The sequence below is a fragment of the Streptomyces sp. NBC_00654 genome (assembly GCF_026341775.1).
Taxonomy (GTDB): Bacteria; Actinomycetota; Actinomycetes; order Streptomycetales; family Streptomycetaceae; genus Streptomyces.
Window position 1 is genome coordinate 189,115 of the sequence record NZ_JAPEOB010000003.1, and the last position, 16,828, is coordinate 205,942.

Here is a 16,828-nt window from a genome sequence, read left to right on the forward strand (position 1 = left end):
GCAGACGCCGGGCCCTGCTCGACGGCGCCGGGGTGGACAAGGCCGTGCTCGCCGCCGCGCTCGGCTCCCCCGCCCCGTTCGGCCAGTCCCAGTTCGCCTTCATGCGGGGCAACGCGTTCGAGGCGAAGGTCAAGGCCGACGGCGGTACGGAGCTGCTGCGCCTGCTGCACGAGCGGCTCGGCGGCGGCGGCGAGGCGCCGAGCGAGGTGCGGGTGCCCGATCTGACGGCGGCCGGGCCCGAGGGCCGGGCCGCACGCACCGCGCTCGCCCTGCGGGAGGCGACGGCGGCGGACGCCTGGACGCTGCTGGACCACCCGATGCTGGCCCTGGAGGTGGCGGGATCGCCCGCCTATCTGGAGCCCGACGCGGTGGTGGTGCACCCAGACGGCCGGTGGACGGTCGTCGAGATCAAATCCTTTCCCATGATCGACAGCTCCGCCGACGCGGCGAAGGTCGGCGCCGCGGCCCGCCAGTCCGCCGTCTATGTGCTGGCGCTGGAGCGGGTCGCGGCGGTGACCGAGGGCGCCGAGGTCGGGCACCGGGTGCTGCTGGTCTGCCCGAAGGACTTCTCCAACCTGCCGACCGCCTCGGTCGTGGACGTACGCAAGCAGCGCGCCGTCACCCGCCGCCAGCTGACCCGGCTGGCCCGTATCGAGGACATCGCGGCGGCCCTGCCCGAGGGGACGACGTTCGACCCGGAGTGCTCACCGCAGGAGCTGGACGCGGCGGTCGAATCGGTCGGCGCCGCGTACGCCCCGGAGTGCCTGGCGGCGTGCGAGCTGGCCTTCCACTGCCGGTCCAGGTCCCGGGCCGAGGGCGCGGTGGAGTCACTGGGCCGCAGCGTGCGGGGCGAGCTCGGCGGGCTGACGACGGTGGCCGAGGTACTGGCCGCCGCGGCCGGCAGGAAGGGCGACCCGGCCGATCCGACGGTCGCCGCGCTGCGCAGGGCGGCGGCGCTGCGCGCGGAAGCCCTGGAGACGGCGGCGCTGCGGACCGGAACACCGCGGAACACCGCTCCGTACGCGGAGGCGCTGGAGGGCACGGCCGCATGTCGCTGATCAATACGCTGGCCCGGCTGGAGGCCGTGGACAGCGGCCGCGCGCAGCCGATGGCCACCGTCCGCCACCGCCATCTCACCGCCGCACCGCTGGTGCTGGTGCCGCTGACCACGGCCGGTGAGGCGGGCGCCCCGCTCGGGGCTCTCGTCGGGACGGACCGCGAGGCGCCCCGGCTGCTCGCGGTCGCCCAGCCGCGCGACCGTGATCTGCGGTTCGCGTTCCTCGCGGAGCTGGCCGAGACCGTCCTGCCGCACATCGAGGGGTACGAGGACGTCGTCGAGCCCGCCGAGCGCAGCGAGGCCGATCCCGGGACCGGCAAGAAGGTCAAGGTCGAGGTCGAACTGTGCGCGGACGCGGCCCAGGTGATCGTGCCGAGCCGGGCGGGCATCGAGTTCGTCCGGCTGCTGGGGCGTTCGATGCGGTTCCGGCGGACCGCCGAGGACGACCCCGACACCCCTTACCCGGCGCCCGTACGGGTGCCCCTGCTCGGCCGCTGGCTGACGCACTACGGGGAGCGGGCCCGGGTGCCGGGCTCCTCGCTGCTGCTCGCCACCACGGATCTGCTGAACCGGCACTGGGCGACCGGGCAGAGCAGCCTGGAGGACCAGCATCTGGGGGCGCTGCTCTCCTGGATCGACCCGCCCCCGGGCGAGTCGGGGGCGGCGGCGGCGCTCCGTGCGGAGCTGGCGCGGGACCCGGGCGGCCAGTTGCTCTGTCCGCCCGCCGGGCCGGCCACCGACCCGGCGTTCGACAACCGGCTGCTGGCGCCCGCGATCGAGCGGTACGACCGGGCGCGCACCTCGCTGGCGGCGGCCGAGGACGGGCTCGCGGCGGATGCCCGGCTGGCCGGTCTGAGCGACGCCGAGCGGGAGATCCGGTCCCTGCTGGCCGGGGTGCTGCTGCCCACCTGGGACGCCGTGTGGCGGGGGCTCGATCTGCTGCGCGGGCTGCCGGAGGGGGCCAGGGCGGAGGAGCGGTGGACCCGGGACCGCTGGTCGTTCACCGGACACCGGGACCGGGTGCGCTCCGGTGAGCCGCCGCAGCCGCGCCGGGACGACGCGGTGACGGCGGCGCGGAAGCTGGCCGCGCGGGAGACGGCCCAGGCGCAGCTGGACGCGCAGGAGGCACTGGACGATCCGCTGGTGCTCGCCGGACGGCGGCTCTCCGGTGAGGCGTTCCTCGCGGAGGTGACGGAGGTGGAGATGACGTACACCGAGTCGAAGCGCCCCTCGCCGCGCCCGCTGGTCACGGTCCGTACGACCGAGCGCCCGCATCTGGGCGAGCGCACCAAGGTCTACCGCTCGCTGGACGGGAAGCCGCAGACCGCGGAGTTCGCGTGGTACGCCGCCGGGGACGCGGCGGACGGCGGCGCGGCGGGCACTGGCGCTGTGGACGGCAGCGGCGCGGGCGGCACCACGGGCAGCGGCGCGGGCGTCGGAGCCGGCGGGACGGACGGGGCGGCGGACGGGGCGGGCGAGATCCTGCTGGTGCTGCGCGTCCTGGACCGGATGGGTCGGGGCAGGGAACCGGCCCCCGGTTCGGTGCCGGAGCCCGGCGACCGGATCGCCTGGACCCTGTTCGAGCACGATCAGCGCGGCGGCCCTGCGCTGCCGGACCCGGAGGAGACCCCGTGGACCCACGGCGGCCCGCCGGGCGCGTCGGCCGGACATCCGGAGAATCCCGACCCCGTGACCTCGGAGGACCTGCTGTGAAGGCCGTGTTCGACCCGGGTGCCGAGGCGGCACGGGCGACCGAAGCGATCCTCGGCGACACCCTGCGCGGCACCTCGCGCGGAATCGTCGTGGACTCGCCGCCGGGCGCCGGGAAGTCGACCCTCGTGGTCCGCGCCGCGCTCGAACTGGCCGCCGCCGGACACCCGTTGATGGTGATCGCGCAGACCAACGCGCAGGTCGACGACCTGGTGGTGCGCCTCGCGGAGAAGGACCCCGAGCTGCCGGTGGGCCGGTTGCACAGCAGCGACTCCGATCCGTACGACAAGGTGCTGGACGGCCTGGCCAACGTACGGAAGTCGGCGAAGGCGGCGGATCTGGCCGGGCTCGACATCGTCATCTCGACGGCCGCCAAGTGGGCCCATGTGAAGAACGTGGAGCCGTGGGGCCACGCGATCGTCGACGAGGCGTACCAGATGCGTTCGGACGCGCTGCTGGCCGTCGCCGGGCTCTTCGAGCGGGCGCTGTTCGTCGGCGACCCCGGCCAGCTGGACCCGTTCTCGATCGTCGGCGCGGACCAGTGGGCGGGGCTGAGCTACGACCCGTCGGCGAGCGCGGTCTCCACGCTGCTGGCGCACAATCCGCAGCTGCCGCAGCACCGGCTGCCGGTGTCGTGGCGGCTCCCGGCGTCGGCCGCGCCGCTGGTCTCCGCCGCGTTCTACCCGTACACCCCGTTCCGCAGCGGTACGGGCCACGGGGACCGGCGGCTCTCCTTCGGCGTCGCGTCGGACGGATCGGGTCCGGACCGGGTTCTGGACGAGGCGGCGGAGTCGGGCTGGGGGCTGCTGGAGCTTCCGGCCCGGCACACCCCGCGCACCGACCCGGAGGCGGTACGGGCGGTGGCCCTGGTGGTGCGCCGGATGCTGGACCGGGGCGGCGTCGCGACGAGCGAGCGGTCCGCGGACCCCGTGCCGGTGACGGCGGACCGGGTGGCGGTCGGCACGGCGCACCGCGATCAGGCGGCGGCGGTCCGGGCGGCGCTCGCGGAGCTGGGCGTCACGGGCGTGGCCGTGGACACGGCGAACCGGCTCCAGGGCCGCGAGTTCGATGTGACGGTGGTCCTGCATCCGCTGTCCGGTCGCCCGGACGCGACCGCCTTCCACCTGGAGACGGGCCGCCTCTGCGTCCTGGCCTCGCGCCACCGGCACGCCTGTGTCGTGGTGTGCCGCGAGGGCGTGGCGGACCTGCTGGACGAGCACCCGTCGACGGAGCCGGTGCAGCTGGGGGTCACGGTGAAGTTCCCGGACGGCTGGGAGGCGAATCACGCGGTGCTGGCCCATCTGGCGGAGCACCGGGTCCGGTGGCGGCCCTGAGATCCGCCGACGGCGCCGGCCCCCGGTGGCGGCCCTGAAGGAGGTCCGTGCCCCGCGCCCCGGAGCGCGGGGCGGGAAGCGCCCTTGCGCGGGGTTGGACAATGGAGGGTGGCCGTCCGGCCGTCCGAAGGAGGAACACCACATGGCACAGCCCGAGCGGAACGAGCGCCGGAGGCTGCGTCCCGCACCGCTGCTCTTCGAGCCGTCGGAGGCGGTCGCCGATCCCGAGCACTTCTTCGACCTGGAGTCGATGGAGGACCCGAAGGACCTGCTGGCCCGCGCGACGGAGCTGACGCACGCGTTCCGGGCGGCGACCGACCGGGCGGTCGAGTTCCAGGCGATAGCGGCGGCGCAGCTGGCCGACCCGCGCCGGTTCGACAGGCTCACGACGGCGGATGTCGCGGAACGCGCGCAGTGGACCGAGGACTACGCCAAGAAGATGATCGAGTTCGGCCGGTCCCTGCTCAGCAACCCCGGGTCCTGACCGTCCGCGAGCCCCGGGCCCAAGCCTTCCTCGGTCACTCCGGGTATGACCCCTGGCATATGCCGTCGGGCAAGATACCCCTTCGCCTTCCGCCCTGTCCCGGTTTTCGCAACTCTCGGAATCGGTCCGGTCACTCCCGGTAGACCTGTCTCCATGAGCGCATGGCTGCAAGACGAAACGACCCGGCAGGCCGGTGCCGCCGCGCACCACGGCGTCGACATCTTCGCCCTGTTGCGGGACCACGCCGCCCATCAGACCGCTCAGATCACCGCGGCCGGTGCCGCGTGGCTGGCCGGGGCCACGTCGTATCCCCGCAGCACGCTGTCGCAGTGGGAGGCACGTCCCGGTGCGCCGGGCGTGCTGCCGTGCGGCTCCGCGTTCGACGTGGTGAATGTGCCGGCCCTCTTCGGCCGCCGGATGCTGGAGCGGCTCTGGGCCGAGGGTCCGGGCTCGGGCCCGGTCGCCACGCACCGCGGCCGGATGCTGCTGTTCGCGGCCCCCGGCACCGCCCAGCGGCTGCCCTCGCTGCTGGCCTGGGAGGAGTGGGGCGGCGCCGCCGCCGAGGGCCCGGAACGGCACCCGGAAGGGCACCCGGAACAGGAGTACCCGCAGGAGCGGGCCGTGCCTCCGCTGCTCTGCCACGGCACCGGCGACGCGGTGACGGTCCCGCCCCTGACCTGCGCTCCCCGTAGTTCCGGGCCCCGCTGGGTGGTCGCCCCGGACACCCGTAACCCGTGGCTCCCCGGGCCCGACGTCATGCTCTGGGCATGCGTACGGGTGGGGAGGTCGGCACCGCTCGCGGCCACCGGTAATCCGATTTTTCCTCCGGCCGATCCGGATGCTAATGTCTACGACGTCAGCAGGCGCCGTTAGCTCAGTTGGTTAGAGCAGCTGACTCTTAATCAGCGGGTCCGGGGTTCGAGTCCCTGACGGCGCACAGACAGAAGAAGCCCCTCGCGCAAGCGGGGGGCTTCTTCGTGTCAGGTGCCGGTGGTGACCCGGACCGTCCAGGAACCCGACGGGGTGCGGTCGGCGACCTCGACCCTGGTCCGCTCGCCGGGCACGGTGAAGGTCTCGCCGACCCCGAGCGGGGCGTCGGCGAGCGGCGGGTAGACCGACCGGTCCCAGCAGGACTGGGTGTCCGGGTGGGTGTCGATCACCTCGACGGGACCGCCGCCGGACGGCGTCCCGTTGCGGATCCGGTAGATCAGGACGCCCTCCGAGCAGGTCGCCCGGTCGTTGCCGGTGGCGCTGCGGGCCTCGATGGCCAGAGCGCTGTCCTCGCCCGTCCTGACGACGGCGAGCCGGGTCCCGATGGACCCGCCGGGGACGGGGGCGGTGGAGACGGGCTCCAGGGTGAGATCGGCCTCGCCCTGGACACAGACCACCTGGCGGCCGTCGAGCCAGCCGAGCTTCCACTTGTGCCAGCCGAACAGGTCCGGCGCCAGTCCGAACTGGCTGCCCATGACATCCCAGTCACCGACGTACGTGTCCCAGTCGCCCTTGCCGTCCGTGGGCCGGTGGTAGAGGTCGGCCAGGTCGAAGACATGCCCGGTCTCGTGCGCGAGAACGTTGCGGTCCGGCGGATGCTGCTCGAAGACGGTGACGACGCGCCGGATGTCCGTACCGTCGGCGCGCAGCGGACGGTCGAAGTTGACGACCTTGGTGGCGTCGGAGTCGACACCGGGAGCGTCCGGGTCGGCGACGAGATAGACGATGTCGTACGTGGAGAAGTCGACCTCGCTGTCGGCCGCTTCGATCGCGTCGCGCAGATAGGCGGTGCGCCGCCCGGAGTCCCAGTCACGCTCTATGCCGTACCAGCCGGCCGGGTGCGGCATCCGCGTCCAGCGCTGCCGGGGGTGCGGGCGCAGGGTGAACTTTCCGTAGCTGGCGCGCTGGAAGAAGCGGGTGGTCGCGGGGAAGTAGTCGGCGCTCAGCACCTCCGGGGTGAGGGCCGGCTCGGAGCCCGGGAACGAGAGGAAGATCATGACCGCGTCGAGGGTGCGGTCGGGTCGGGGGTAGGAGCCGTTCCAGTTGTCCAGTCCCAGCGAGTGGTGCGCGGCGGTACGGGGCAGGGCGCACGGGCCCGCGTCACCCGTGGCGGCCACGGCGGGGCCCGCGACGAGGGACATGGCGGCAAGCGCCGCGAGGGAGGTCAGAGCGGCCGCCACACCGCGCAGACTCGGCCTTTCCACTCCCCCGGCTCCGTGCTGACGCGGCACATCTACCTCCGGGTGGCGAAATGCGGGACACCTCAACCACCCTGTGACGGTTCGGAGCGTCGCGCCCTGTTGGGCTGCCCCACACGGGTCAGATGCCACCCCCTCCGCCGATCCCGCCACCGACCCCTCCGCCGACCTTCACGGACAGTCACGGCCACCCCTCGCAGTCCCCGCGAATCGACAGATCCGCACAGAAATAATCAGCAGCGGGCAAACCGGGGCGGCGCCGGACGGGGCAGTACGGCACATCCACCGGGCTCGCCACGCTGAACGGGCTGGAACGGCCACCACACCACCCTCTATGCTTCACCACGCTTTCCCGCGTGGTTCCCGCCCCCACCCAGGCGCTCCACCCGGCGGCCTGTCCGACCCCACCTGTTCACGACAATCTTCACAGCGGGAGCGAGCGGTGAGCGGTACCTCCGAAGGGCCGAGGCCCCCGGCAGGCGGAATCTCCGACTCCGCCCCCTCTCCGGTCACGGAACGTCACGCGACGGGACCCACAGCCTCCGAGCTGCGCGACTACCGGGCCGCGTTCCGGGTCACCACCCTCCCCATGGCCGTCGTCGACGCGCAGGGACTGATCGTGCGCGCCAACGACTCGCTCGGTGGGCTGCTGGGCACCGACCCCGCGGCCCTCGCCGCACGGCCCGCGTCGGACCTGGTCGACTTCGCGTCGGACGGCCGTGCCTGGCACGCGTACCGCGAGGTGCTGCACGGCCGGCGCTCCCGGTTCCACTGCACCCGCCGGCTCAAGCATCCCGACGGGCACTCCCTGTGGGCCGAGATCACCGTCGTACCGATGACCGGCACCACCGAGGCCGGCGCCGGCCCCGCCCCGGACACCGCCGCCCCCTCCCCGGACACCGCGGGCGCCGGACCGGACACCGCGGGCGCCGATTCCGCGCCCCGCCGGGTGCTGCTCTCGGTCGCGGACGTCAGCGACCGGCACGAGCTCCAGATGCGGCTGCGCCACCTCCAGATGCACGACCCGGTGACCCGGCTGCCGAACCGGACGCTGTTCTTCGAGCGGCTCTCGACGGCGCTGGAGACCCCGCCGTACCAGGACGACTCGATGATGCCCCCGCACGGCCGCATCGGACTCTGCTATCTGGACCTGGACGGGTTCAAGGCGGTCAACGACACCCTGGGGCACCGCATAGGCGACCGGCTGCTCGCGGCCGTCGCCGGGCGGCTGACCGACTGTGCCGGAAGCGGGTCCCAGCACCGCGACGGCAGCCATCTGGTAGCTCGCCTGGGCGGTGACGAGTTCGCGATCCTGGTCGAGGACTCCGCGGGCACGGAGCAGCTCACCGAACTGGCCCGTACGCTCCTCACCGCGATCCAGCGGCCGTTCGACCTGGCCGGGCAGCGGCTCTCGGTCTCCGCGTCGATCGGGGTGGTGGAACGGGCCGTGGCGGGCACCTCGCCCACCGGTCTGATGCAGGCCGCCGACACCACGCTGTACTGGGCGAAGGCCGACGGCAAGGCGCGCTGGACCCTCTTCGACCCCGAACGCAACGCCCACCGCATGACCCGCCAGGCGCTCGCCTCGACGCTCCGGCCCGCCGTGGAGCGCGGTGAGTTCACGCTGGAGTACCAGCCGTTGGTGGGCATGACCGACGGCGTCGTGCACGGGGTGGAGGCCCTGGTGCGGTGGCATCACCCGCAGTTCGGGGTCCTGGCGCCGAACCGGTTCATCTCCATCGCCGAGGAGGACGGCTCGATCGTCCAGCTGGGCCGGTGGGTGCTGCGCACCGCGTGCCGGCAGGCGCGGCGCTGGCAGCTGGACCACCCGGACCAGCCGCCGCTGTTCATCAGCGTCAACGTCGCCGTGCGGCAGGTCTGGGACTCCGATCTGGTCGCCGATGTGGCGGAGATCCTGGCCGACACCGGGCTGGAGCCGGGCCTGCTGCAGCTGGAGCTGACCGAGTCCGCGGTGATGGGTTCGGCCGGCCGGCCGCTGCGGGCGCTCCAGGAGCTCAGCGACATGGGCGTACGGATCGCCATCGACGACTTCGGCACCGGCTACTCGAACCTGGCCTATCTGAGCCGGCTGCCCGTCTCCGTGCTGAAGCTGGACGGCTCCTTCGTCCGGGGCTTCCGTTACGACGACGGCGCCCACCCCAGCCCCGCCGACGAGACGATCGTCGAGGCGATGGTCCAGCTGGCGCACCGGCTGGGGCTGACGGTCACCGCGGAGTGCGTGGAGACGGCGGGGCAGGCGGAACGGCTGCGGAGGATCGGCTGCGACACGGGGCAGGGGTGGCTGTACTCACGGGCGGTGTCGCCGGAGCTGATCGCCGGGCTGATCCGCACGCGGCCCGTGCCGTGAGACCTGTGCGCCCCGCGCGTCCCATGTGCCCGGTGAGACCCGTGAGCCCCGGAAGGCCGTCCGGGGCTCACCGAGGCTCACTCGGGCGGCCGGGTCAGGAAGGCAGTCCGTACGCGTCGGCGATCAGGTCGTAGCTGCGCAGCCGCGCCTCGCCGCCATGGGCGTTGGCGGTGATCATCAGCTCGTCGGCGCCGGTGCGCTTGGCCAGGGCGTCGAGGCCGGCGCGGACCTCGTCCGCGGTGCCGTGGATGACATTGGCGAGCCAGCTGTCGACGAACTCCTGCTCCATGGGGCTGAAGGCGTACGCCTCCGCCTCCTCGGGGCTCGGAACCAGCCCCGGGCGGCCGGTGCGCAGGCGGACCATCGACAGGGCACCGGTGAGCACCTGGCGGCGGGCCTCGCGCTCCTCGTCGGCGGCCAGGGCCGAGACGCCGATCAGGGCGTACGGGGCGTCGAGCACCGCGGAGGGCTTGAAGGACTCCCGGTAGAGGTCCAGGGCCGGAACGGTGTTCCGGGCCGAGAAGTGGTGGGCGAAGGCGAACGGCAGGCCGAGGACACCGGCCAGCCGGGCGCTGAAGCCGGAGGAGCCCAGCAGCCAGACGGGCGGCCGGCCCGGGGACTGCACCCCGCCGGGCGCGGTCGCCTGGACCGGGCCGGGTACGGCGTGGATCCGGGCGTACGGGTGGCCGTCGGGGAAGTCGTCGTCCAGGAACCGGATCAGCTCGGCGAGCTGCTGCGGGAAATCGTCGGCCCCCTCGCCCGGCCGGTCGGTGCGGCGCAGCGCGGCGGCGGTCGCGCCGTCCGTGCCGGGGGCGCGGCCCAGGCCCAGGTCGATGCGGCCGGGGGCCATGGCCTCCAGCGTGCCGAACTGCTCGGCGATGACCAGCGGGGCGTGGTTGGGCAGCATCACTCCGCCGGAGCCGAGCCGGATGCGCTCGGTGTGGGCGGCGAGGTGCGCCAGGATCACGGCCGGGGAGGACGAGGCGACCCCGGGCATGGAGTGGTGCTCGGCGACCCAGAAGCGGTGGAAGCCGCGGCGTTCGGTCAGCTGGGCGATGTCCACGCTGGTGCGCAGCGCCTGGGTCGCGGTGCGGCCCTGCCCCACGGTCACCAGGTCGAGCACGGACAGGGGCACGGAAGCCGTTCCGCCTGCGGTGCCGCGAATCTCGTCGCCTCGGATCTCGTCCACGTGTCGGCCTCTCCCGGTGGTGCTGTCGCGTATCGGAAGGAGGAAACAGGAGGATGACTCCGTTTATTCCCGGGGGCCGGCCGCCTTCCGGGTGCCGGCCGCCGTTCCCGGGGGCTTTCCCGCTACTCCCGGACCTCGATTCCCCTGGTGTCCCAGGTCCCCGGCGGCGGTACGCGGGTGGCGAAGAGCGTGCCGAGCTTCGGTGACCAGGCCCGGCGGTCCGCCAGCCGCAGCCCTTCCCAGACCGTCACCTGGTTCGCCGTGAGGACCGGCTTGCCGAGAAGTTCCTCCAGTTCGGGGATGTACGCGGCGGTGTGCAGGGCCGTGTCCGGGAGCAGCACCGCCTCCGCGTCCGGGTGGTCGCCGCCGACGGCCAGTTCCTTCAGCAGCTCCACACCCCAGGTGCCGGCCTCCTGCGCCGTGATGATGCCGCTGCCCCGGGTGGCGACCACCTCGATGTCCCCGGCCTTCAGGAAACCGGCGAAGAGCCCGGCGATCTCCTCCGGGTAGGTCGCGGCCACCGCGACCCGCCGGGCGCCCAGCTCCCGTACCGCGTGGACGAAGGCGAAGGAGGTGCTGGACGCCGGCATGCCCGCGGCACGGGCGAGGGTGGCGATCTGTTCGTGCGCGCCGTCCCAGCCGTACACGAAGCTTCCGCCGGTGCAGGTCCAGACGAGCGCTTCGGCGCCCGCCAGCCGCAGCTCCTCCACCCCGGCGGCGAGCAGGTCGGGGGCGCCGATCGCGCGCAGCTCCTCGACGCGCCGGACGTCCTCGCCGGTCTCGGTGTGGAACAGCGGGAGTCTGATGTCGCTGTCGAGCATGATCTCGATCCGCGGGAAGTCGTCCTCGGCGGAGTGGCCCGGGTAGAGAAGTCCAACGGTCGTCATGTCCACCCTTCCTTTTCGTCCGGTCCTTCGTGTCCGGCGCCGGAGGCGGGGCGAGCGGTCGCCCGAGCGGCGTGTCCCACTGCTGCCCCGGCCCCTTCCCAGTATTCCCCCAGTGGGCGCATCCCTCTCGGCACCTGCCGGGCGCCGCGGACGGCGGTAGGTTGGGTGGCGAGCGTGGCCGATCCGTGCGTCCCCGACGTTGCGAAGTGATGACTCACCGATGCCAGGACCCGTCCTTCTCGTCCTCGAATCCGATCCGTCGCCGCGCCTGGGCCGGCTGACCGGCCGGGTCGTGGTGCGGTACGCGAACGAGGAGAACCTGGCCGAACGGCTCCCGCTCGCGGACGTCCTGCTGGTCTGGGACGCCGCCTCCGACGCGGTCCCCGCGGCCTGGCCCGGCGCGGGGCCGCGGCCCGGATGGGTGCATACGGCGAGCGCGGGCGTGGACCGGCTGCTCTGCCCGGAAATGACCGCGTCCGGCACCGTGGTCACCAACGCGCGGGGCGTCTTCGAGCGGCCGGTGGCCGAGTACGCGGCTGCCCTGGTGCTCGCCTTCGCCAAGGACCTCCCCGGCACGCTGGAGCACCAGCGCCGGCGGCTCCGGCACCGGCGGGAGGGACAGCAGGCCGCCGGGTCGCGGGCGGTGGTCGTCGGCGCCGGGCCGATCGGGCGGGAGATCACCAGGCTGCTGCACGGTCTCGGTGTCCAGGTCGCGCTGGTGGCCCGTACCGCGCGGCGCACCATCCACGGCGTCGGGGATCTGGACCGGCTGGCCGCCCGCGCCGACTGGGTGATCTGCGCGGCGCCCCTGACCGAGGCGACGCGCGGGATGTTCGACGCGCGCTTCTTCGGGCTGATGCAGCCCTCGGCGCACTTCATCAACATGGGGCGCGGCCCGACGGTCGTGGAGAGCGAGCTGGTGGACGCGCTGCGCAGACGGTGGATCGCGGGAGCGGCGCTGAATGTGTTCCAGGACGAGGAGCCGGGGCCGGACAGCGGGCTGTGGGACGTGCCGGGGCTGCTCCTGTCACCGCATCTGAGCGGGGACACGGCGGGCTGGCAGGACCGGCTGGGCGAGCAGTTCGTGCGGATGTACGAACTATGGGCGGCCGGGGAGCCGTTGCCGAACGTGGTGGACAAGCGGCTCGGTTACGTCCCTTCCACAGACCTGCCGACCGACCCGCCGACGGACCCGCCGACCGTACCGCCGACGGACCCGTCCCCGGATTCGCCCGCCTCCCGGGATGACGGAGCGTCATGAACCCCGCCCCCAGGGGGATACGCACCGCACACCTCCCGTAGCACTCCGCCCGCATTGGGGCACGGGAAGGTCACCCTCCGGCCACTTTTCGGTTACATGCGGCCGCTTCCTGCATAGACGTACGGGATCGGGCAGGCGCTCACCCTGTCCGGACTGTTCGAGCCCTCCAGGAGATTGCGAACCATGGCCGACTTCCCGAATCTTTCCCGTCGCGGTTTCCTCAACAGAACGGCGGCCGTGGGCGGAGCGCTCGTCGTTCCCGGTCTGCTCGCCGCGTGCAGCAAGACCGATGCCGGTGCCGCGAGCGGCGAAGGCGCACTCGACAAGCTCCGCAAGCAGGGCTTCGTCCGGGTCGCGTACGCCAACGAGGCCCCGTACGGCTATCTGGAGGGCAAGGAGCTCAAGGGCGAGGCGCCCACCCTGCACCGGGAGATCTTCAAGGCGCTCGGCGTCGACGAGCTGAAGCCCACCCTCTCCGAGTGGGACGGCCTGATACCCGGACTCCAGGCCGGGAAGTACGACGTGGTCAGCGCGGGCATGGCGATCACCCCCGAGCGGTGCGCCAACGCCATCTTCTCCGAACCGGAGTTCATCTCGCCGACCGCGCTGATGATCAGGAAGGGCAACCCGAAGAAGATCACCGACCTGGCCTCCGCGAAGGCCGCCGGAATCACCGTCGGAGTGATGTCGGGCGCGGTCGAGGGCTCGTACGCCAAGGGCGCGGGCATCCCCGAGGGCAGGATCAAGACGTTCCAGAAGCCGCAGGACGGCGCGGACGCGGTCAAGGGCGGCCGGATCGACGCCTTCCTGCTGACCGGCATCTCGCTGCGCTGGCTGGCGAAGACCAACCCCACCACCGAGGTCACCGAGGCCTTCGTCCCGGAGCTGAACGGCAAGCAGCAGTTCTCGCCGGGCGGCGCGGTGTTCCGCGAGGGCAACGAGGACCTGCGGGACGCCTTCAACCGCGAGCTGAAGAAGATCGTCTCGGACCGGTCCCGCTATGTGAGCCTGCTGACGGAGTACGGATTCGGGGCGGCCGAGATCCCGCCGGCCACGCTGAAGACCGCAGATCTGTGCAAGGGCTGACGGGGCGGTCCCCTACACATGAGTGACTTCTTCTCCACTCTCGTCGATGAGTTCCCCCAGGTCCGCGCAGGTCTGTGGGTGACCCTTCAGGCCACCGTCCTGGGCGCCCTGCTGGCGCTCGCCCTGTCGTTCCTGCTGGGTCTGATGGCGGGCAGCCGGCTCCTCCTGGTGCGCGGGGTCTCCCGGGTCGTCGTGGAGTTCTTCCGCGGCACCTCGCTCTACATCCAGCTGTTCTGGCTCTACTACGCGATGCCGCCGCTGACCGGCTACGAACTGACGCCGCTGCTCTGCGGGGTCGTCGCCTTCGGCCTGAACTACGGGGCGTACGGCGCCGAGATCGTGCGCGGCGCCGTCAACTCCGTACCGCGCGGGCAGTACGAGGCGGCGCTCGCGCTCAATCTCAGCCCCGCCCGGCGGATGCGGAAGGTGATCCTGCCGCAGGCCTGGGTGCAGATGATCCCGTCCTTCACCAATCTGCTGATCCAGCTGCTGAAGTGCACCCCCCTGCTGTGGCTGATCTCCGCGGCCGACCTGATGACCGTCATCCAGCAGCTGCGCGACCGCACCGGTGAGACCCTCACCGCGTATCTGACGCTGCTGGCCGTCTACTTCGTGCTGGCCTACGCGCTGACGCTGCTGATGAACCTGCTGGAGCGGACCGCCAAGCGGCGGCTCGGCCTGGCGACCGGCGCGGGCAGCCTGTTCAGGAGCCGCAGCGCGGCCACCACCACCGTCGGAGGTACCCGGTGAACGGCTTCGACTGGAATGCCGCCGGGGAGGTCCTGCCCCTCCTCCTCGAAGGGTTCGAGGTCACCCTGCTCGCGACCGTGCTCGGCACCCTCGTCGCGGCGGTCCTGGGGCTGGCCGTCGCGGTGGCCGGACGGGCGCCGAGCAGGTTCGTGACGGTCCCGGTGCGGGTCGTCATGGAGTTCGTCCGCTCCACCCCGCTGCTCGTCCAACTGGTGGGAGCCGCTGCCCTGTTCACCTCGGTGGAACCGCTGACCATCGGCATCGTGGTGCTGGGCGTCCACTACGCCGCGTACACCTCCGAGGTGTACCGGGCCGGGATCGACGGCGTCCCGAAGGGCCAGTGGGAGGCCTGCCGCGCGCTGTCGCTGCCGCCCCGCCGGACCTGGCAGGCCGTGATCCTGCCGCAGGCGGTGCGCAATGTGCTGCCCGCGCTCGGGAACTACGCGATCTCGATGTTCAAGGAGACCCCGTTCCTCGCCGTGATCACGGTGCACGAGATGGTCTTCGAGGCCCGGCAGTACGGGGCCGAGAACTTCGGGTACTACACCGAGGCGTTCACGCTCGCCGGCCTGATCTTCCTGGTCGCGAGCTACCCCACGTCGCTGTTGATGAGAAAGCTGGAGAAGCGCCTTGGCCACTGAACCCCTCCCCCTGCAGAAGACCGCGGCCACGGCCCCCGGCAACGCGGCCACCGCGCCCGGCAGCACGGCCCCGGTGGCCCCGGACACCGCCCATCCGCTGGTCCGCTTCGACGGTGTCGTGAAGCGGTACGGCGACCATGTGGTCCTGGACCACCTGGACTTCACCGTGCGGCGCGGCGAGCACGTCACCTTGATCGGCCCCAGCGGCTCCGGCAAGACCACGATCCTGCGGCTGCTGATGACGCTGGAGAAGGTCAGCGACGGGGTGATCTGGGTGAACGGCTCCCCGCTGTCGCACGTCCGCGCCCCGGACGGATCGCTGAAGCCGGCCGGTGAGAAGCAGCTGCGCGAGTCCCGGAAGAAGATCGGGATGGTCTTCCAGCAGTTCAACCTCTTCCCGAACATGAAGGTGCTCCAGAACATCACCGAGGCGCCCATCAGCGTGCTCGGCAAGGACCGCGACGAGGCGGAGGCCCGCGCCCGTGAGCTGCTCGACCTGGTCGGGCTCTCCGGCAAGGTCGACGCGCACCCCTCCCAGCTCTCCGGCGGCCAGCAGCAGCGGGTGGCCATCGCGCGGGCACTGGCGATGGAGCCGGAGATCCTGCTGCTCGACGAGGTGACCTCGGCGCTCGACCCGGAACTGGTGGCGGGGGTGCTGGACCTGCTGGGCGACATCGCCAGGAACACCGACATCACGATGCTCTGTGTGACGCACGAGATGAACTTCGCCCGTGATGTCTCGAAGAAGGTACTGATGTTCGACGCGGGCCGGGTGGTGGAGGCCGGCACCCCGGAAAAAATCTTTACCGATCCGGAGCACGAACGTACGCGCGAATTCCTCAACGCGGTGCTGTGACCTCGCCCTTGAGACCACGCCCATGACTCCGGCATATGCCGCACGGATGCGCCCCAGCTGACAGCGCCGGGGCGCGTCCGGGAACTCTTCGACAGCCGCCCGGCGGGCTCGTCCCGGCCGCTATCGTGAGGCGAATGCTTGCGGTCACAACCTGGCAGGGGGAAACCGTGGTGCTGAAGCCCGAGCCGACCGCGCCGTTCCACGCGGTGGTGCACGCCCTTCGCGTGCTCGAAACGGTCTCCAAACACGGCGACGGTGTGACCGATGCCCAGATCTCCCGCGAGACGGGGCTGCCGCCCGGCCACCTCGCCTCGCTGCTCCTGACGCTGCGCCGCGAGGGGTACGTCGAGCAGATCACCGACGGCGCCTATGTCGTCGGCGCCGCACTGCTGCTGCTCGGCTCCGGGGCGGCCCGCCGCGAGGCACTGGAGACCAGGCTCCAGCAGACCCTGACGCAGCTGCGCGACTCGGTCGGCGCGGCGGTCTATCTGAGCAGATACGTCGACGGGGAGATCCGGGTCACGCAGGTGGCCGACGGCCCGCTGACGCCCGCCGTCAACGAATGGGTGGACTTCCGCTCCGCGGCGCACGCCAGCGCGGTCGGCAAGTGCCTGCTGGCCCAGCTCGACCAGAACGGCCGCCGCGACCACATCTCCCGGCACAGGACGGCCCGGCTCACCTCGCGGACGATCACCAACGAGAAGGTCCTCTTCTCCAAGCTGGACGCCCAGCCGGCGACGGTCCCCGTGCTGGACCTCCAGGAGTACGCGGTGGGCACGGTCTGTGCGGCGGTGCCGCTGACGGCCGGTTCCTCGGCGGGCTGTCTGGCGCTGTCCCTCCCGGTGGAGGACGTGCACCGGCTGCGGTCCGCGGCGGAGACGCTGAACCGGCGGGCCGCGCCGGTGCTGCTGTCGCTGGCGCTGTAGCCCCGGGCCGGGCGGGCCGGCCGACGGCCGCGGGCCGGGCCGGCCGGTGGCCGCGGGCCGGGCCGGCCGGTGGCCGCGGGCCGGGCCGGC

Annotated in this window: 15 protein-coding genes and 1 tRNA gene; 13 read left to right on the forward strand and 3 right to left on the reverse strand. The window is 72.6% G+C overall.

The window, feature by feature from the left end; translation table 11 throughout:
- The first annotated feature begins 32 nt into the window (after positions 1 to 32).
- The 6 genes from OHA98_RS33235 to OHA98_RS33260 all read left to right on the forward strand — a co-directional run bounded on the left by OHA98_RS33235 (position 33) and on the right by OHA98_RS33260 (position 5,522).
- Entirely contained in the window at positions 33 to 1,058 is a 1,026-nt protein-coding gene (locus tag OHA98_RS33235) for a hypothetical protein (protein WP_323179706.1), read from the forward strand.
- Positions 1,049 to 2,770 (forward strand): hypothetical protein, encoded by a 1,722-nt coding sequence (locus OHA98_RS33240; RefSeq protein WP_266931284.1) that lies wholly within the window; start codon positions 1,049 to 1,051, stop codon positions 2,768 to 2,770. The genes OHA98_RS33235 and OHA98_RS33240 overlap by 10 nt, the downstream gene beginning before the upstream one ends.
- Positions 2,767 to 4,101: an AAA domain-containing protein gene (locus OHA98_RS33245; RefSeq protein ID WP_266931286.1), complete on the forward strand. Its 1,335-nt coding sequence runs from the start codon at positions 2,767 to 2,769 to the stop codon at positions 4,099 to 4,101. The genes OHA98_RS33240 and OHA98_RS33245 overlap by 4 nt, the downstream gene beginning before the upstream one ends.
- Positions 4,102 to 4,243: 142 nt before the next feature.
- Entirely contained in the window at positions 4,244 to 4,585 is a 342-nt protein-coding gene (locus OHA98_RS33250; protein WP_266931288.1) for a hypothetical protein, read from the forward strand.
- A gap of 153 nt (positions 4,586 to 4,738) precedes the next feature.
- On the forward strand, positions 4,739 to 5,458 hold the full coding sequence (locus tag OHA98_RS33255; RefSeq protein WP_266931290.1) for a bifunctional DNA primase/polymerase: 720 nt from the start codon (positions 4,739 to 4,741) through the stop codon (positions 5,456 to 5,458).
- Positions 5,449 to 5,522 (forward strand) — tRNA-Lys (locus OHA98_RS33260). The genes OHA98_RS33255 and OHA98_RS33260 overlap by 10 nt, the downstream gene beginning before the upstream one ends.
- Before the next feature lie 43 nt (positions 5,523 to 5,565).
- Here the strand turns inward: OHA98_RS33260 and OHA98_RS33265 are convergent.
- The gene (locus tag OHA98_RS33265; protein ID WP_266931292.1) at positions 5,566 to 6,807 is read right to left on the reverse strand and encodes a M6 family metalloprotease domain-containing protein; all 1,242 of its coding nucleotides are present in this window, start codon (positions 6,805 to 6,807) and stop codon (positions 5,566 to 5,568) included.
- A gap of 409 nt (positions 6,808 to 7,216) precedes the next feature.
- Here OHA98_RS33265 and OHA98_RS33270 point away from each other — a divergent pair, with 409 nt between their 5' ends.
- Entirely contained in the window at positions 7,217 to 9,142 is a 1,926-nt protein-coding gene (locus OHA98_RS33270; RefSeq protein ID WP_266931294.1) for a bifunctional diguanylate cyclase/phosphodiesterase, read from the forward strand.
- A 94-nt stretch (positions 9,143 to 9,236) separates the two neighbouring features.
- On the opposite strand, the gene OHA98_RS33275 is transcribed toward OHA98_RS33270, so the two are convergent.
- Entirely contained in the window at positions 9,237 to 10,331 is a 1,095-nt protein-coding gene (locus OHA98_RS33275; protein ID WP_266931296.1) for an LLM class flavin-dependent oxidoreductase, read from the reverse strand.
- A gap of 122 nt (positions 10,332 to 10,453) precedes the next feature.
- Positions 10,454 to 11,218, reverse strand: a complete 765-nt coding sequence (locus tag OHA98_RS33280) for a decarboxylase (RefSeq protein ID WP_266931298.1) — start codon at positions 11,216 to 11,218, stop codon at positions 10,454 to 10,456.
- 220 nt (positions 11,219 to 11,438) lie between these two features.
- Between OHA98_RS33280 and OHA98_RS33285 the strand changes: the two genes are divergently transcribed.
- From OHA98_RS33285 to OHA98_RS33310, 6 genes are all read left to right on the forward strand, one after another.
- A complete protein-coding gene (locus OHA98_RS33285; protein ID WP_266931300.1) occupies positions 11,439 to 12,479 on the forward strand; it encodes a D-2-hydroxyacid dehydrogenase in 1,041 nt (346 codons plus the stop codon).
- A gap of 183 nt (positions 12,480 to 12,662) precedes the next feature.
- Positions 12,663 to 13,565: an ectoine/hydroxyectoine ABC transporter substrate-binding protein EhuB gene (ehuB, locus tag OHA98_RS33290; RefSeq protein ID WP_266931302.1), complete on the forward strand. Its 903-nt coding sequence runs from the start codon at positions 12,663 to 12,665 to the stop codon at positions 13,563 to 13,565.
- A gap of 18 nt (positions 13,566 to 13,583) precedes the next feature.
- A complete protein-coding gene (gene ehuC, locus OHA98_RS33295) occupies positions 13,584 to 14,315 on the forward strand; it encodes an ectoine/hydroxyectoine ABC transporter permease subunit EhuC (RefSeq protein ID WP_266931304.1) in 732 nt (243 codons plus the stop codon).
- On the forward strand, positions 14,312 to 14,956 hold the full coding sequence (gene ehuD, locus OHA98_RS33300) for an ectoine/hydroxyectoine ABC transporter permease subunit EhuD (protein WP_266931306.1): 645 nt from the start codon (positions 14,312 to 14,314) through the stop codon (positions 14,954 to 14,956). The genes ehuC and ehuD overlap by 4 nt, the downstream gene beginning before the upstream one ends.
- The gene (gene ehuA / locus OHA98_RS33305) at positions 14,946 to 15,812 is read left to right on the forward strand and encodes an ectoine/hydroxyectoine ABC transporter ATP-binding protein EhuA (RefSeq protein ID WP_266931308.1); all 867 of its coding nucleotides are present in this window, start codon (positions 14,946 to 14,948) and stop codon (positions 15,810 to 15,812) included. The genes ehuD and ehuA overlap by 11 nt, the downstream gene beginning before the upstream one ends.
- Before the next feature lie 167 nt (positions 15,813 to 15,979).
- Positions 15,980 to 16,738 carry an IclR family transcriptional regulator gene (locus OHA98_RS33310; protein ID WP_266932507.1) on the forward strand — a complete coding sequence of 253 codons (759 nt, stop codon included), beginning with the start codon at positions 15,980 to 15,982 and terminating at the stop codon, positions 16,736 to 16,738.
- The last annotated feature ends 90 nt before the right edge of the window (positions 16,739 to 16,828 follow it).

Bases quoted from the DNA above. Each gene is read 5' to 3' on its own strand.
- OHA98_RS33240 (WP_266931284.1), top strand. From the start codon at position 1,049: ATGTCGCTGATCAATACGCTGGCCCGGCTGGAGGCCGTGGACAGCGGC.
- OHA98_RS33250 (WP_266931288.1), top strand. From the start codon at position 4,244: ATGGCACAGCCCGAGCGGAACGAGCGCCGGAGGCTGCGTCCCGCACCG.
- OHA98_RS33255 (WP_266931290.1), top strand. From the start codon at position 4,739: ATGAGCGCATGGCTGCAAGACGAAACGACCCGGCAGGCCGGTGCCGCC.
- OHA98_RS33280 (WP_266931298.1), bottom strand. From the start codon at position 11,218: ATGACGACCGTTGGACTTCTCTACCCGGGCCACTCCGCCGAGGACGAC.
- OHA98_RS33285 (WP_266931300.1), top strand. From the start codon at position 11,439: ATGCCAGGACCCGTCCTTCTCGTCCTCGAATCCGATCCGTCGCCGCGC.
- ehuB (WP_266931302.1), top strand. From the start codon at position 12,663: ATGGCCGACTTCCCGAATCTTTCCCGTCGCGGTTTCCTCAACAGAACG.
- ehuC (WP_266931304.1), top strand. From the start codon at position 13,584: ATGAGTGACTTCTTCTCCACTCTCGTCGATGAGTTCCCCCAGGTCCGC.